This is a genomic window from Vogesella mureinivorans (assembly GCF_007644035.1).
Classification (GTDB): Bacteria; Pseudomonadota; Gammaproteobacteria; order Burkholderiales; family Chromobacteriaceae; genus Vogesella; species Vogesella mureinivorans.
On the sequence record NZ_VMTV02000067.1, the window covers coordinates 25,169 to 40,604 of the forward strand.

Consider the following 15,436-nt stretch of genomic DNA (forward strand, 5'->3'; position numbering starts at 1 on the left):
TTTTCTCCTTGTATCGCCAATGACAATCAGCAAATTGCGCTGGGGCGTGGCGGGCTGGCTTAGCCGAGTGGCGGTACGTAGCACGCGGTACCGTGCGACCAAGCAGGCACGGGCAGCACGTTACAGGGGCTGAACAACTCGGCCAGATCGACGGCGGGCAAGCGTTCTGGGCGGCGGTGGCTGAGGATGTTGATACCGGTTTTACGCTCGATGCTGCCAACGTACTTGTGCACGCTGCTGCGGCTACGGAACAAGGATTTGACGTCACGCCCGTGTAGCCAGGCTTCGTACACGTTGCGTTCGGGCAGGGTCAGCATGACAAGTTCGTCGTCAGTGAGCAGGCGCTGGATGGCGTGGCGAAGGCGGTAGTGGCGCAGGCCGCGAAAGTACAGCTCGGCGAGGTCGAGGTCCCACCACGCACGGCCACTTTGCAGCTGCAGGTACGCTAGCCCTTGCGAGTACAGCTTGAGTTCCACCCGCAGCGCATCGCGGAAGTCGGCCAGAATGCGCTGTTGCAGCGGGCCGGGCTTGCGCCAGTGTTGCTGCAGCTCTTGGTACTTGTCGTAGAGGGTGAGCACGTGGTGGGTGCTGCGGCGTTTGCGGGTAAAGCCCAGGCTGATTTCGCTGTCACCATTGCGGTGCTTGCCTTTGCCGTGGTGCTGGTCCACCGCGTCGATGATGGGCTGCAGCAGCTCGCGCTGGCAGGCAAAGTTGGCGGTGAGGTGGACTTCGGTAAGCCAGTACAAGCCGTCCAGCCAGTACTGCCGCTCTCGCGGGTCCACGGTGATGTGGTAGCGGTGGGTCAGCAGATCAAAGATGCGGCAGACGTAATCATGCAGATTGCCGTGCCCGAATACATTGTGACGCTGCAGCAGCTTGGGTGGGCACACGTGGATTTCCAGCTGGCTAGCCACGCCATTGCACACCTTGCGCGAGCGGACATAGAACTGGCTGTCGGGGTGATCGAGTTTGCCGTTTAACCCGTTGCCGGCGTGGCGGATCTCACCGCTGTCAAAGTCGATGTACTCCCACTGGCCACCGCCCAGCACGCTATGCGTGCAGGGTCCGGTAACGCGGAAACGGTCGATGTGGATATTGGCTGGCTGGGTGCTGGTAGTGCTGGTAGTGCTGGTAGTGCTGGTGATGCTGGGGGTAGAGGTGAACATGGCAGAGAGGGCTTGAGAGCCTGGTTGGTGAGTGACATGTTCAAATTGCGTACAAATCTGATGTGGTATAGCGGTTGGCATGCCAATGCGGCCAACCTCGCCGTGGTCCGTTTGATGCAAATATGCATGCATGCGGACGATGCATCAGACACCGCCGCATGCATCAACAGTGCTCAGCTTTGCCCGCCACGCGCCAACGTACGCGCCACCGTGGATTGATGAATGCCCAGGCACTTGGCGATTTCGCGCTGCCGCCAGCCCGCGGCGGCGTACTGGCGGATCAGCAACTGGCGCTCGGCCAACGCCACCTGTTTGGCGGTGCGCTCGTCTTCCGGCTCCGGAATCTGCCAGCCGGTGTGGAATTCGCCTTCTTTCACCAGCCACCACCACTGGATGCAACGCGGCAAGGGCTCGTGCAGGCCGCGATGGGTTCGCTGCAGACGCAAGCCGCCGCCAATCTCCGCCGGCGCACACGTATCGGGCGTCAGGCAGACCTCGTGCATGCGATGCGCCAGGTGTTGCTGACAAAAGCGGTCACCCGCTTTGCCGTTGGCCGCAAATAGCACCAAGGCGATACCGCGCTTGTCCAGGTCTTGCAGCACCAGCTCGACGCGCACCTTGTCATAAGGTGGCGACTTGCGGTCACTGAACCAGCTCAGCATGTCATCCACGATCACCGCCTTGGTGCCGGGCTGCAGCGAGGCCAGCAAGGCGTTGCGGCCTTCTGCGCTATCCAGCTGTATCGACTCGTCTTGTTGCTGGGCGCGGTGATAGAGATGTAAGTGCTGGCGCGTATCGGCAGCCGTCCAATCCGCATCGTAGCTTTGCAGGGCGGCCACGTAGGCCGCATCGGCAGGCAACAGGCCGTTACTTACCAGCAGCAATGTATCGACCGCGCCTTGGGTCTGAAACGGCCCCAGCTCGACGTCACTGGCCAGTGAACGCGCCAGCAGATACATGAACTCGCGCCACGCCGTACCCGGCTGGTGCCGGAACACGGTAATCTCGCCGGGGTAGATCAAACCCTGCATCAGGTACGGCGGGGTATGCTGGGCCAAGGCGGCCAACTCGTCCAGTGTGCTGAGTTGAAACTGGCTGACACGATGAAACTCGTCTTTGGGGGATGCCATCATGCGTCCTCCTGTGCGGTGGTGGCCTGCTGCGCGGCGGTACTACGACGTGCCATCAGCTTGGCCGCCCACGCGACCACCTCAGCTTCCACCCAGCGGACAGCCGCACGACGGCTGCTGCCCAAGCGAATCGGCTCCGGAAAGTCTGGCTGTTCGTACACAAAACTCTTTTTGAATCCGATGATCTCGGTGACGCGGGCCAAGGTAATCAGGCGCAAGGGCGGTGGCATGGCTGGTGCAAGCGGTGGTGCGCAGCTCACCGTCAGACGGCTGGCGTAACGCGGCGGCTTCTTGACCGGGGTGCCATCGTGGTGGCGGATGCGCACCGGCACGGCATGGCGATGCGAGTCCAGCACCGTGTGGCTACCATCCGCCGACACGTCATAGTGCAGGCCGGGGCGTACCGGGTCTTGCACGATATAGCGGCGACCATCTTGCGGTACAGGTTTGAACAGCGCCGCGTAGTCGGCACTCACCAGTACCAAAGTACCGGCAGGGCTTTGTGCAATACGGGCCATGATGACGTCGCGGCGCAAGGTTGGCCGCAAAACGGCGGGTTTGGCGGTATGGGACATGGTGTTTCCTTTGCAGTGGGGTTGCGGGGGCCGGAATGACAAACGCCAACCAGCCCGGTTAGGGTTAGTTGGCGTCATTCGGTCCTGCCCGCTACTGCAGCGGATTCAAGCCATGCTTCAGCGGTGCTGAAGGATCGCCTCGACAATAAAGCAGTGTCGATTCAAAGACATCCGTGTGGATGTCGGGAGTATTCTTTGCCCACGCAGGGCAGTTTGTCAATGCGTCCTCAGTGTGTCGATAAACAATACGCCTGCCAGTCCGCTAGCAAACTGACACGCTTGTCGTAGAAGTCAGAGCGCAGATACGCTGCCGCTACTGCATCCGGCAGCCGATGCGCCAAAGCTTGCTCGCAGACCTCAAACGGATAAGTCGTCTGCTCGCCCGCCCAGCAGCGGAAGGTCGATCTGAAACCGTGCACAGTGATATCCGCATAGCCCAGCCGCCGTAGCAGCATGGACATCGCCATATTCGACAGTGGCTTGTCCTTCCGAGTATTGCCAAACACAAACGTCGGGCCGCTAAAACCACGCACGCAATGCAAAATCTCCACGGCCCGTTCGCTCAGCGGCACCCGGTGGGCAACACCCGCCTTCATGCGCTGCTTGGGAATGGTCCACATTTTTTTATCGAAGTCGATTTCATCCCAACGTGCGCCAACTACCTCACCAGTGCGTGACGCACACAAAATCAAAAACTCCAGCGCAAGCCGGCTGACACCATCGTCTTCACGCAAGCGAGTCAGAAAACTGGGTAGCTCGTCGTAGGGCAGCGAGGCGAAATGCCTTCTACGATCAGCCCGCAGTTTGGGCAAACGATGCTCCAGCAAACCTTTATAACGAGCCGGATTGTCACCTTGGCGATAACCGTTAGCCGTAGCCCAATCCATGATGGTTTCGATGCGGCCCCGTAAACGGGTCGCAGTTTCGGTCTTGTCCTGCCAAATCGGCTCCAGCACCACAACCACCATACCGCTGTCGATGTCGGTAATGGGCAAGTCCCCAAATACCGGATAAGCATACTGGGCAAGGGAGTTTGTCCACTGCTGAGCATGCTTGGCATTGCGCCAGCCGGGCCGCGCCAACACGATATAGGCTTCGGCGCAGTCGCGAAACGTTCTCGAGGTCGATACGGGCGCGGCGGCGACAGGCTGGCTGGGCTTACGATGCGCAGCCAGGTCTTCACCCCGAGCTCGAGCTTCCCGCAACTGCTGCGCCAATTCGCGGGCTAACTGCAAAGTGGTTGCCGGGTACGCCCCCAGCCCCACCGATTTAGCCTTGCCAGTATCCATGTAGCGGAACAGCCAACTGGCTGCACCATTCTTATTGATACTGAGGTACAAGCCCTCGCCATCACCGAGCAAGGCGTTCTTTGGGGTAGAAAAAGCGAGTTGCTCAATCTGTTTGATCCGTGCGCGAATTCGGGTATCCGTGAGTTTGTTTCTGGCCATCTTTATCACCATGCCTGCAGGTTGAAAGGAGCGCCTTACTATCAAATCACATATCAAATCTGCACGGCTGGCGGCGGTTTCAGGCGGAAAATGGCGGACTCCATCCCCTGCGCAAGTTGTTGAATTTGCGCAACAAAACAGCAAAATGGATGATGGCGCACTTGAGTAAAATCGACACCGCTTCCGCCAGAATTCAACCCCCGCAAACATCAAGCCGGTATTGAGAAATCAAGCACTGGCAAGGGTTTGCGGGGGTTTTGCTTTGTGGCGTAGATTGGGTGGTGGCGCACTTTCTGGCGTTGTCATTTGCCCCGTATGCGCCCCATTTGGCTGCGGGAAAAACCTGTTGTTGCCGCGCTATCCGTGTCTGCTGATTTCTCAATTTCACAAACCATGCCCACATAGCCAGCGCTGCGGCGCTGTGCGTTGTCTGCTGTTTGTGGTGTCAGGCTTGAGTGAGGTAGGGCTGCAGGGCGGCGATGAGTGCATCGCTGCTGGTTTCCAGCTCGGGCAGGCAAGCGGCTGCGTCGGCGAGCCTGCCTTCGTTGGCGGCGGTTTCCATGCGGCGGCAGTGTGCGGCCAACTGCAGGGCGGCAACGGATAGGCAGCTGCCTTTCAGTGCGTGGGCGGCCATGATGATGGCGGGCAGGTCGCCTTGTTGCAGCCCTTGGCGCAAGTCGGCCAGGCGAACGGGTAGATCGTCCAAAAAGGCTGCTATCAGTAGCGGCAGGAAACTTTCGTCGCCATCACAGTTTTTCAGTGCCTGTTGGTACTGGAAGACGGGCGTGTTGTCTTGTTCTGGTTGCGTTGGGGTGGTGGCTGCTGGCGGGTGTTCGCCGAGTACGCGATGGATTTCTTCCAGGATGCGGGTGGCATCGATGGGTTTGCTGATGTAGCCATCCATGCCGGCCTGCAGATAGCGCTCGCGGTCGCCGCTCATGGCGTTGGCGGTAAGGGCAATGATAGGCAGCTTGCCTAGCTGGCCGGCTGCCTGCAGGGTACGGATATGCTGACAGGCTTCCAGGCCATCCATCACCGGCATCTGCATGTCCATCAGCACCAGGTCAAAGCGCGCGGCTTGCACGGCATCCAGCGCCTCTTGACCATTGTTGACCACGGTAACGTGGTAGCCGCGTCGGTTGAGGATGGTGACAGCCAGCTTCTGGTTTACCGGGTTGTCTTCTGCCAGCAGGATGCTCAGGCTGCGCCCCAGCTCGCGTACGGTGTGCCGTGTGATCAGTGCCGATGTGGTGGTGTTGTCCGGGTTTTGTAACAGGCGGATGGTGGTAAGCAGTTCGTCTTGTGACACGGGCTTGGTCAGGTAGCCGCGTATGCCTAGCGCCTGGCAGCGTTTGGCATCGCCGCGTTCACCGGACGAGGTCAGCATGATGACGGTGGCGCTGCGGCGGTCTTCCTGTATCTGCTGGGCAACGTCAAAGCCGGATAGCCCCGGCATGTGGCCATCCAGCAGGATAAGCGGGTAGGGCTGCTGCGCTAGCAGCTCGAGTGCTTCAAAACCGTCGGCCGCCAGGGTTGGCCGCATGGACCAGTTTTTCAGCATGGCTTCCAGCCAGCTACGGTTGGTGGGGTTGTCATCTACCACCAGCACAGGCATGTCGGCCAGCTCGGTGGGGCGGGGCTGGGCGGGTTGTTCGTCGGCCAGCTGTACCGGTACGCTGAAATGGAACTCCGAACCGCTACCCGGTGTGCTTTGCACGCAGATGTGGCCACCTAGCAGGTGTACCAGCTTTTGGGTGATGGAAAGGCCCAGGCCGGTGCCGCCGTAGCGCCGCGTGGTGCTGTTGTCTGCTTGGGCAAAGGCATCAAAGATAAGTTGCTGTTTTTCCGGGGGGATGCCGATGCCAGTGTCGCGCACGGAAAAACCCAGCAGCACATAACCATCGGGCTGGATGTCTCCACTGACCGTGAGTACCACTTCGCCGCTATGGGTGAATTTGATGGCATTGCCGATGAGGTTGTTCAGTATCTGCCGCAGACGGGAGGGGTCGGATATGACCCTGTCAGGCAGCTCGGGGCAGATGCGACAGACTACTTCCAGCTGCTGGCTGCTGGCGCGCAGGGCGAAGGGGTAGACGGTTTGCGTGATGAGGTCGCGTATCGAGAAGGGTACGGCCTCTGTGGTCATCTTGCCGGCTTCGATCTTGGAGAAGTCCAGGATGTCGTTGATGATGATCAGCAGGGCATCGGCTGACGATTTGACCAGCTCCAGGTACTCGCGCTGTTCTGCAGAAAGCTCGGTGTCCAGGGTGAGCTCGGTCATGCCGATGACGCCGTTCATCGGGGTGCGGATTTCATGGCTCATATTGGCCAGGAAAGCGCTCTTGGCCTCGTTGGCGGCCTCGGCCTGGGCCAGCGCCTGGTCCAGCTCGCGGCTGAGCTGTTCGGCCTCTTCGCGGCGCCTTTCGCTATGCGACAAGTTGCGGTAGGCCATGGCCGCCATCAGGCTGGCGACCAGCATGAGAATGGCGGCGGTGGCGGCGACGGTGGTATTGATGCTTTGCAGGCTGCGGTTGCTCTCGTTGGCCTGCTCGGTAAGGCGGGTATTGGCGCCGATGGTGAGCTCGCGCACGTTTTCGACGATGGCATGGAGGTCTTGCACCAGCTCGCCTGCCGTGCGCTGGGTAAAGTAGCCATCACCTGCAGCCAGCTTTTTGTCGGTAAGGGCCACCAGCCGGCTAAGGGCGGCCATTTGGGTGTTGTACCAGTTGCCATTCTTGAACAGCAGGCTGTAGCGGTATTCGCCCAGCAGGGTAATGCGCGATACCAGAATGTCGTAGCGTAGCTGTAGCTCGTCCAGGTCTTGCAGTTGGCCGGTAGCAGCCGCCACTTTGGCGGCGCCCAGGGTGCGGTAGTAATCGATACCCAGCTGCGAGTAAACCCAGACGACATTGTCTTCGCCCTGTTCGGCGAAGTGCTGCATTTCGGACTGCTGCCGGTGGTAAAGCATGCCTACTACCAGCAGGGCTGCGGCCATGAGAATGGCGAGCAGCCATAGCTGGTTACTGACGCGGCGGTTGGCGGGGCGTAGGGTCACCTGCGTTACTCCGGCAGCGGCGCGGGTTTATTCCACACGGATGCGGTTTACCTGCCATACGCAGCGCGAGTAGATGTCTTTGGTGCGCAGCTCAGGTTTCTTGTCAAAAGGATACATGATGAATAACGGGCCTTTGTCTCGTACATTCAATACTTTGCCGTCGATTTTGCGGGCCAGGATCACATCGTATTTTTCCAGGTCGGCTAGCGGGATTTCGGCGGCATAGTCGTTTAGTGCCACCACATAAAGCTTCTTGCCCTTGGCACCGGTGGCTTTCAGCACATCACGGAATAGCGGGCCTTCAAAGGTTTGTGCCGCCTTGTACCACGGCGTTTCTACCGTCATTTTATGCTGCGGCAGCTTGTCCAGCATGGCGGCATCAAACTGGGCATCGTTGCCGGCATTCTTTTCTGCAATCAGGCCAGACACGGTAAGGATGGGGCGCCCTGCCGCTTTATCCAGTGCGAATGCATTGGCAGAGAATACCGCGATCAGAGAAAATGCCAATAAACTACGTGCAGATTTCAGCATGCTTGTGCTCCTTGCTTGTGAATAGACACTTCATTATGAATGCTGGCTACTAAAATGCACCTCGCGAGTGAGGGGGTCAACCACTGTTAGCACAGGCAAGCGCAGCGAGCTGCATGGTGGTGTGGTTGACATTGCACGGTATTATCATATTGTTGTAATTGTGCATTGTTTCGATAAATTTTAACGTATAGCAAGGTTTGCCATGAGAATGACGGTGTTGATTGTCGATGACAATCCAGCCAACTTGATGGTGCTGCGCCATCTGGTTGGCCGCATAGACAATTGCGAGCCTGTCACGATGCAAGACGCACTCGCTGCGTTGGCATGGTGCCGCAATAACACCCCTGATCTCATTCTGACGGACTACATGATGCCTGGCATGGATGGCTTGGCGTTAATCCAGGCCCTGCGCGCCATGCCACATATTCACGACATCCCCATCATCATGGTGACCACCAGTGATATGAAAGGGGTGCGCCAAAGTGCGTTGGAGGGCGGGTCTACCGATTTTCTGACCAAGCCGGTAGACCCGCCGGAAACGCGTGCCCGCATCCAGAACCTGCTGAAGCTGCGCCGTGCCCAGCGCCAGCTGCGCGAGGTGGCGGCGCAAGACCTGGTGATTCGCCTGTCGCACATTGCCGAATCGCGCGACCCGGAGACCGGGCGTCACATCGAGCGCATGGCCTACTACGCCCGCATTATTGCCAGTGGCTTGCAGCTGGGGCCGGAAATCGAAGAGCGCATCTTTCTGGCAGCGCCCATGCACGATATCGGCAAGGTGGCGATCCCGGACCATATCCTGCTCAAGCCGGGCAAGCTCACCCCGGAAGAATTCGACATCATGAAAACCCACCCCACGCGGGGGGCCGAGTTCTTGCAGGGCAGCGAGCTGCCGCTACTGTGCATGGCATACGATATTGCCCTGGGTCACCATGAAAAGTTTGACGGCACGGGTTACCCGCAAGGCCTGTGTGGCGACACCATACCGTTGGCCGCACGCATCGTGGCGGTGGCCGACGTGTTTGATGCGCTGACATCAGCCCGACCTTACAAGCCGGCGTGGGAAATGAGCCGGGCACTGGATTTCATGCAGAGCCAGCGTGGCCTGCATTTTGACCCGGTGGTGCTGGATGCCTTTATGGCCAGCCTGGAGCAGGTGCTGGATATCCATACCCGCCTGCGTGACGACCCGCTGCCGCCCGCGTAGGCGCGTGTTGTGGCCTGCGGCAAAAAGCCACCCTTAGCCGGGTGGCTTTTTACTTTTGGGTTTATCCATATGCCGGCAATATGGCTACTGGGTATTATTGCCGCTGTGCTAATAACTTTTTGAAATAAAGATTTCGCATTATATTATTTTTTGTATCCAATCGATCGCTATAGACTACGCCCATATTTATCAAAACCAGCCGTCGTTGCGGCAGCTGGGCTAGGGCAAGGCATGATCGAAGTACAAAACATCAGCAAACATTACCAGCATGGCGGCAAGAGCGTGGCGGCGCTGGACAACGTTAGCCTGCAGATTGCCAGCGGCGAGATCTACGGCATTATCGGCCGCTCCGGCGCCGGCAAGAGCACGCTGATCCGTTGCCTGAATCTGCTGGAGCGGCCGGACAGCGGCCACGTCAGCCTGCACGGCGAAGACATCACCCGCTTTGACGAGCGCGCCCTGCAGCAGCGCCGCCAGCGCATCGGCATGGTGTTTCAGCACTTTAACCTACTGCGTTCGCGCACTGTTGCGGCCAACGTACGCTTCCCGCTGGAGCTGGCCGGTGGCCTGAGCGCGGCGCAGATGGATGCCCGCGTGGACGAGCTGCTGGCGCTGGTAGGGCTGCAGGATCACAAGCACAAGCGCCCGTCGCAGCTGTCCGGCGGCCAGAAACAGCGCGTCGGTATTGCCCGTGCGCTGGCCAACCACCCCGACCTGTTGCTGTGCGACGAGGCCACCAGCGCGCTGGACCCGGAAACCACCGACGCCATCCTGGCGCTGCTGGCCGATATCAACCGCCAGCTAGGCCTGACCATCGTGCTGATTACCCACGACATGCGCGTTATCCGCCAGCTGTGCGACAGCGTGGCGGTGCTGGACCACGGTCGCGTGGTGGAGCAAGGCAAGGTGCTGGACGTGTTCCTGGCGCCGCAGCATGCGGTCACGCAAAGCCTGCTGGCCGAAACCGGCATGGGGCAGGGCGCGCTGCAGGGTGTCTGGCGCCAGCGCGTGGCCACGCCGGTGATCAAGCTCACCTTTGTCGGCGAGCCTACGCTACAGCCGGTGCTGGACAAGGTTGGCCGCGAGGCTGGCCTGCGCGTTAACCTGCTGTCCGGCACGCTGTCGGAAATCAAGGACACCCCGTTTGGCCAGCTGCTGGCCGGCGTGGTGGCGTCGGATGTAGACGTGTCGGCACTGCCGGCCATCTTTGCCCGCGAGGGTGTGCGTTGCGAGGTGCTGTAAATGCTGGATTTTGACTGGAACCTGCTACTGGACATCGACTGGGTCGAAATCGGCGAAGCCACGCTGGATACCCTCACCATGCTGGGCGTGTCCATGCTGTTTACCGTACTGGCCGGCCTGCCGCTGGGCGTGCTGCTGTTCGTTTCTGCGCCTGGGCAGCTGCGTGCCCGCCCGCGCCTGTACGCGGTGCTGTCTTTCTTGGTAAACGTGCTGCGTTCGCTGCCGTTTGTCATCCTGCTGATCGTGCTGATGCCGTTCACCCTGCTGCTGGTGGGGACCTCTATCGGCGTAGCCGGTGCCATCGTGCCGCTGGTGGTGGGCGCGGTGCCGTTTTTTGCCCGCCTGGTAGAAAACGTGCTGCGCGAAGTAGACCGCGGCGTGATTGAAGCCAGCCAGTCCATGGGGGCGCGCCTGCCGCACATCGTGTTCAAGGTGCTGCTGCCAGAATCGCTGCCGGGCCTGATTGGTGCCGCCACCGTGACTGCCGTGGCGCTGGTGGGTTACACCGCCATGTCTGGTGTGATTGGCGGCGGTGGCCTGGGCGACCTGGCTATCCGCTACGGCTACCAGCGCTTTCAGACCGAAATCATGATCGTCACCGTGGTACTGCTGCTGGCGCTGGTGCAAGGCCTGCAATCGGCCGGTGACAGCCTGGTACGCCGCTGTCGCTTCGACTAAGACATCCCCCTGTTAATCATGCTGTGCCCCGTATGCCCGCGCCAAACCGGCCGGGCAGGGGAAAGACTTTCTCTCAAAAAGGAAAAACCATGACCCGCATCAGCAAACTGGCCGCCGCCGTTGGCCTGGCCGCCATCGCCTTTGCCGCCCACGCACAAAACGTGAAACTGACCGTGGCTGCGTCGCCAGTACCCCATGCCGAAATCCTGGAAGCGCTGAAACCTGCGCTGGCCAAACAGGGCGTGGACCTGGAAGTAAAAGTATTCAACGACTATGTACTGCCGAATACCCAGGTGCAGGAAAAACAGCTGGACGCCAACTTCTTCCAGCACATCCCTTACCTGGACAAGTTCAATAAAGACCGTGGCACCACCCTGGTCGTTGCCAGCAAGCCGGTACACATCGAGCCGTTTGCTGCCTACTCTGCCAAGTTCAAGAAAGTAGCCGACCTGCCCAAGGGCGCGACCGTGGCCATTCCGAACGACCCGACCAACGCCGGCCGCGCGCTGCTGCTGCTGGATCAGGGTGGCGTGATCAAGCTGAAAGACCGCAAGAACCTGTACCCCACCAAGAAAGACATTGCGGCCAACCCGAAAGACCTGAAGCTGAAAGAACTGGAAGCCGCCACCCTGCCGCGCGTACTGAATCAGGTAGACCTGGCGCTGATTAACGCCAACTACGCGCTGGAAGCCAAGCTGAACCCGAAAAAAGACGGCCTGTTTACCGAAACCACCTCGCCGTACGCCAACCTGCTGGTGGCCCGCAAAGACAACGTAAACAGCCCTGCCATGAAGAAACTGGCCGCCGCGCTGACCAGCCCGGAAGCCAAGAAGTTCATCGAGACCAAGTACCAGGGCGCCGTCGTACCGGCATTCTGATACTGAGGTAGACGGCTAGCCAGCTGGCTGCCTGTCACGGTTGAATGAATAGTAGGCTGCAAGGGCCTGTCGCCAAGCGACAGGCCCTTGCGCTTTGTACTGCCGGGCACGCTGGTTGCCGGCCAGCAGGCGCGCCATGGCCGATGGCCCCGGTGTAACCAAACGCTTATCGTAAAGGCGGCATGCCCCCCGGTTAATGGCGGCATTGCACCTCATTAAATGCATGCTGTTTGTGGTATGGTACGGATGCGAAAAAATACAGGACGACGCGATGCTTGCTGCTTGATGGGGTACAGCCCTGACGGTAAAAATATCGGGCTCCAAAGCGGGTGTCAAAACGGCAAAAGCATGGCGAAGTCCTTTAGAAACAAGGGTTTAAAATATCATGCTATTAATGATTGATTAACACTAGCAGCCTTGCATCCATTCGCATGCCTTCGCGCAAGAGCCTTGTAAAGCAAGGCTCTAATCATTTCAGCATCGCATGGTATTGCATCTTTTCGCATGCCTTCGCGCTCAATTGTGAGTAAGATTGTGAGTAACACTTACTCACTGCTTTACTCACATCCAATGTTGTCAGACACCAAAATCAGGCAGTCAAAACCGCAGGACAAGGTCTACCGGATAGCAGACCAAAAAGGTCTGTGCATTGAGATCAGGCCATCTGGTCAGAAGATATGGCGCTACCGGTATAGGCTTGCAGGCAAAGCCAGCATGTACACAATAGGTGAGTACCCTGCCGTGACGCTTGCTGCAGCTAGGGCTATGGTGGACGAAGCTCGGCTGATGGTAGCCCAGGGACTAAACCCGAATGTTCAAAAGCGGGTGATGGTAGCTAACCAGATAACGACTGATCAGAACACCTTTCAGGCAGTGGCCGAACGCTGGATGGGCATGGGCCATACTTGGTCATCTCGGTACCAGAAGCACGTCAGACAGGTGATGGAAGACGATATCTTCCCCGAGATTGGCAGTCTTCCAATAGACAAAATCACATCCCAAGCGTGCATGCGCGTTATCCAGAAAATTGCTGACCGTGGCGCGCTAACCGTAGCCGGTCTTGCCAGGATGTGGATGGGCGCAATTTTTCGGCATGGTATCACCACGCTTTGCTGTGAAAATGATCCAACTTTACCGCTAACAGGACTTGTGAAGCGCAAACCGGTGCAGCACCACCAGCCATTGAAGCCAGTAGATATGCCGCGATTTCTGGCGGCATTAGATGCGTACAAGGGGCTGGGCTTTGTGAAGCCTGCCACTAAGCTGATGATGTTGACGTTTGTACGTACTGCAGAGATTTGCTCGGCTGCCTGGGAGGATGTCGATCTTGATAAGGCTGTGTGGCGCATCCCAGCTGAAAAGATGAAGATGCGAACAGAGCATATCGTGCCGTTGTCTCGTCAGGCAGTTGAGCTGCTCACCGAACTTCGCCAGCGTAGCGGTCACCGTCACCACATCTTTCCGAATACAAGAAGGCCCATGGTTGGGATTAGCAACACGTCTATCAATCGGCTTATCGAGTCCATTGGCTTTAGCGGCATCATTTCGGGGCATAGCTTTAGATCCACAGCGGCAACCATGCTACGCGAACTCGGCTTTGCAGATCATCTAGTGGAGCTGCAGCTGGCACACACCGACCGAAATAAGGTGCGCGCCAGCTACAACCACGCTAAGCACATCGAGGAACGCCGCGCCATGATGCAAGACTGGGCGGACTACATCGACAGCATCACACCAAAAGATACACCCATCAGCGCTGCTTAAAAAGCCTCGCCACCATCACAGCGCCTGCCGCATAGCCGTACCACGCCGGGGGCAGCACTGCCTTCAGCGTCGGCAGATACGGCTCTGCCGCAGCGACTGCCACAATGCCCGCCGACAGGCGAACACTCCAAAAGCGCCATGCCGCGCCCGCGTTCTCGATCAATTCCAGCTTCATCTTCATTCCTTCCCTGGCAGTTCCAGTGTTTGCTGTGCGTACCTGGGTAACGTTGGCCGCATACCCCGCACGGTTTGAACTCACGAAACATCGTCATCAGCCCCACGAACGAAGGCCACAATGCAGGCCGCGCAAGCTAGCCAGAGCACAGCCAAAATCGGTACCGGCATCACGTCACCCCACAATGAAAAACCCCCGACACGGTGAATGTATCGGGGGCGGTGGCGGGTTTTCGCGGTACTACTGTAGCGGCGGCTCGATGGTCATGCTGGCCGCCTGGCAAAACGTCTCGATGGCCTTCAGGTCTGGCGGTACCAGCTCCGGCCAGCGTGCCCCGTAGTCTGTGGCCACTGCCATATACAGCGCCTCGGGTCGTGCAATCAGGTATTCGAACATTGTGGCGAATTCTGCACTCGCCCACGTCCTGGCTGCCAGCACGCCGTCGGTTTCGATGAAGCTGTCAGCCCCGCCCACATCGATATCCATGGCCCTGCCTATGGCGCTGGCGGTGTCGCGGTGATCGACCGGCACGGTCACGGTTACGCGGTAGTCGCTCATCAGATGGTCACTCCGGCAAGTTGGGCCATGGCGCGTTCGATGATAAGCAGCTCGGCGTCAGTTGGCGTGCCTGGGATGTAGGCGGCGGCGAATACGTAACCGCTCCACTGTGTGCCGGAATCCGTCCCTTTTTCAGAGCCAACACCCAGCGGGCCAGCCCAGCCTGCGTACACGCCAGCAGTGGTTGCCTTTTGCGTACCATTTAACCGGCCCCTACTCGCGCCAGACTTGGCGGATACGGTCGCCACGAACGGCGAGAAATTCACATGTGGGGTTTCTAGTGTCATCGGGCCAAAACCACTTCCGGTCATGGCATTGCCGTTCAGGGCACCGCCAGATTCACGACGCAAGAACAGGCCATTATTCAGGTTGCGCTTGCCTATAGGTGCACGCGCAGTCCCAGCATTGGTAAGGGATGTGGCGCAAACCATGATGGTTTCGTCTGTTCCAGCTGGTAGCGAGGCCGTGGATAGAATGTCATCCACCCCATCGAACACCCAAGCCCAGCCCCATTCGAGGACTTCGCGGACGCTGGCCTGCGTAAAGGTGTTCTGCACGCCGGATGTGGAGCTGCCAGTAAGGGTAATGTATGCCTGATCGGCGGTGGCCACCCAGTTCACGGCGGTGTAGCCAGCAGGCAGAACAGGGCTTGAATAAAGCTGTGCCAGCCCCTGCGTTGAGCCAAGGCGGAAAGAGCCGCCACTTGGCGTATTCACAGCCAGAACATAGGTGGCGCCGACATTTAGGTTCATCGGCATAGCAGCCATGGCCCTAGCAGCAAAACCTACGCCGGTACTAGTTAGCGTCAGCACGCCGCCAGAAATTGCCACAGTGCCGCCAGACCCAACCCAGTCAGAGTTAGCGGCAAAGTTGCCATTCGTCACCAGCTCCTGCCCCAGCCGCTTCGGCACGCGGCGCAGCTTGGGCTTGAAGCCTGTGGTTGGCTGGGTGAGTGGGCGGCCAATGATTTCCTTCACCGACACGCGGTCGATAGTAAATGAGCCAACACCGCCACCAATACGCTTTATC

The 15,436-nt window shown here is 59.0% G+C and carries 14 protein-coding genes and 1 pseudogene; 6 read left to right on the top strand and 9 right to left on the bottom strand.

Annotation, left to right across the window (positions count from 1 at the left end; translation table 11 throughout):
- Nucleotides 1–59: 59 nt before the first annotated feature.
- From FLQ44_RS01900 to FLQ44_RS01925, 6 genes are all read right to left on the bottom strand, one after another.
- A complete protein-coding gene (locus tag FLQ44_RS01900; RefSeq protein WP_170252714.1) occupies nucleotides 60–1,166 on the bottom strand; it encodes a phage/plasmid replication protein, II/X family in 1,107 nt (368 codons plus the stop codon).
- A gap of 173 nt (nucleotides 1,167–1,339) precedes the next feature.
- The gene (locus tag FLQ44_RS01905) at nucleotides 1,340–2,299 is read right to left on the bottom strand and encodes a helix-turn-helix domain-containing protein (protein WP_147692809.1); all 960 of its coding nucleotides are present in this window, start codon (nucleotides 2,297–2,299) and stop codon (nucleotides 1,340–1,342) included.
- Nucleotides 2,296–2,871 carry a helix-turn-helix transcriptional regulator gene (locus FLQ44_RS01910; protein WP_170252715.1) on the bottom strand — a complete coding sequence of 192 codons (576 nt, stop codon included), beginning with the start codon at nucleotides 2,869–2,871 and terminating at the stop codon, nucleotides 2,296–2,298. Before FLQ44_RS01910 ends, FLQ44_RS01905 begins: the two co-directional genes overlap by 4 nt.
- Before the next feature lie 227 nt (nucleotides 2,872–3,098).
- Nucleotides 3,099–4,319 (bottom strand): tyrosine-type recombinase/integrase, encoded by a 1,221-nt coding sequence (locus FLQ44_RS01915; RefSeq protein WP_147692811.1) that lies wholly within the window; start codon nucleotides 4,317–4,319, stop codon nucleotides 3,099–3,101.
- Between the two features lie 445 nt (nucleotides 4,320–4,764).
- On the bottom strand, nucleotides 4,765–7,374 hold the full coding sequence (locus FLQ44_RS01920) for a response regulator (protein WP_147692812.1): 2,610 nt from the start codon (nucleotides 7,372–7,374) through the stop codon (nucleotides 4,765–4,767).
- A 27-nt stretch (nucleotides 7,375–7,401) separates the two neighbouring features.
- A complete protein-coding gene (locus FLQ44_RS01925) occupies nucleotides 7,402–7,905 on the bottom strand; it encodes a putative pterin-binding protein (RefSeq protein WP_147692813.1) in 504 nt (167 codons plus the stop codon).
- Between the two features lie 208 nt (nucleotides 7,906–8,113).
- Between FLQ44_RS01925 and FLQ44_RS01930 the strand changes: the two genes are divergently transcribed.
- The 6 genes and pseudogenes from FLQ44_RS01930 to FLQ44_RS01950 all read left to right on the top strand — a co-directional run bounded on the left by FLQ44_RS01930 (nucleotide 8,114) and on the right by FLQ44_RS01950 (nucleotide 13,674).
- Nucleotides 8,114–9,112, top strand: coding sequence for an HD domain-containing phosphohydrolase (locus FLQ44_RS01930; RefSeq protein ID WP_147692814.1), 999 nt, complete (start codon nucleotides 8,114–8,116; stop codon nucleotides 9,110–9,112).
- 231 nt (nucleotides 9,113–9,343) lie between these two features.
- Nucleotides 9,344–10,075 (top strand): annotated as a pseudogene (locus FLQ44_RS01935) (methionine ABC transporter ATP-binding protein); the annotation flags it as partial.
- A gap of 6 nt (nucleotides 10,076–10,081) precedes the next feature.
- Nucleotides 10,082–10,354 (top strand): NIL domain-containing protein, encoded by a 273-nt coding sequence (locus FLQ44_RS25190; RefSeq protein ID WP_439144893.1) that lies wholly within the window; start codon nucleotides 10,082–10,084, stop codon nucleotides 10,352–10,354.
- Entirely contained in the window at nucleotides 10,355–11,032 is a 678-nt protein-coding gene (locus FLQ44_RS01940) for a methionine ABC transporter permease (RefSeq protein WP_147688731.1), read from the top strand.
- Nucleotides 11,033–11,121: 89 nt separating this feature from the next.
- Nucleotides 11,122–11,910, top strand: coding sequence for a MetQ/NlpA family ABC transporter substrate-binding protein (locus tag FLQ44_RS01945; protein ID WP_147692816.1), 789 nt, complete (start codon nucleotides 11,122–11,124; stop codon nucleotides 11,908–11,910).
- Between the two features lie 570 nt (nucleotides 11,911–12,480).
- Complete coding sequence (locus FLQ44_RS01950; RefSeq protein WP_147692820.1) at nucleotides 12,481–13,674, top strand: tyrosine-type recombinase/integrase; 1,194 nt, start codon at nucleotides 12,481–12,483, stop codon at nucleotides 13,672–13,674.
- Here FLQ44_RS01950 and FLQ44_RS01955 read toward each other — a convergent pair.
- From FLQ44_RS01955 to FLQ44_RS23470, 3 genes are all read right to left on the bottom strand, one after another.
- Nucleotides 13,661–13,849 (bottom strand): DUF7940 domain-containing protein, encoded by a 189-nt coding sequence (locus tag FLQ44_RS01955; RefSeq protein WP_147688735.1) that lies wholly within the window; start codon nucleotides 13,847–13,849, stop codon nucleotides 13,661–13,663. The genes FLQ44_RS01950 and FLQ44_RS01955 overlap by 14 nt on opposite strands.
- 240 nt (nucleotides 13,850–14,089) lie before the next feature.
- On the bottom strand, nucleotides 14,090–14,407 hold the full coding sequence (locus FLQ44_RS01960; protein WP_147692817.1) for a hypothetical protein: 318 nt from the start codon (nucleotides 14,405–14,407) through the stop codon (nucleotides 14,090–14,092).
- Nucleotides 14,407–15,436: hypothetical protein (locus tag FLQ44_RS23470; RefSeq protein WP_170252716.1), on the bottom strand; the 1,030-nt coding region annotated here is incomplete at its 5' end. The genes FLQ44_RS23470 and FLQ44_RS01960, both read right to left, overlap by 1 nt.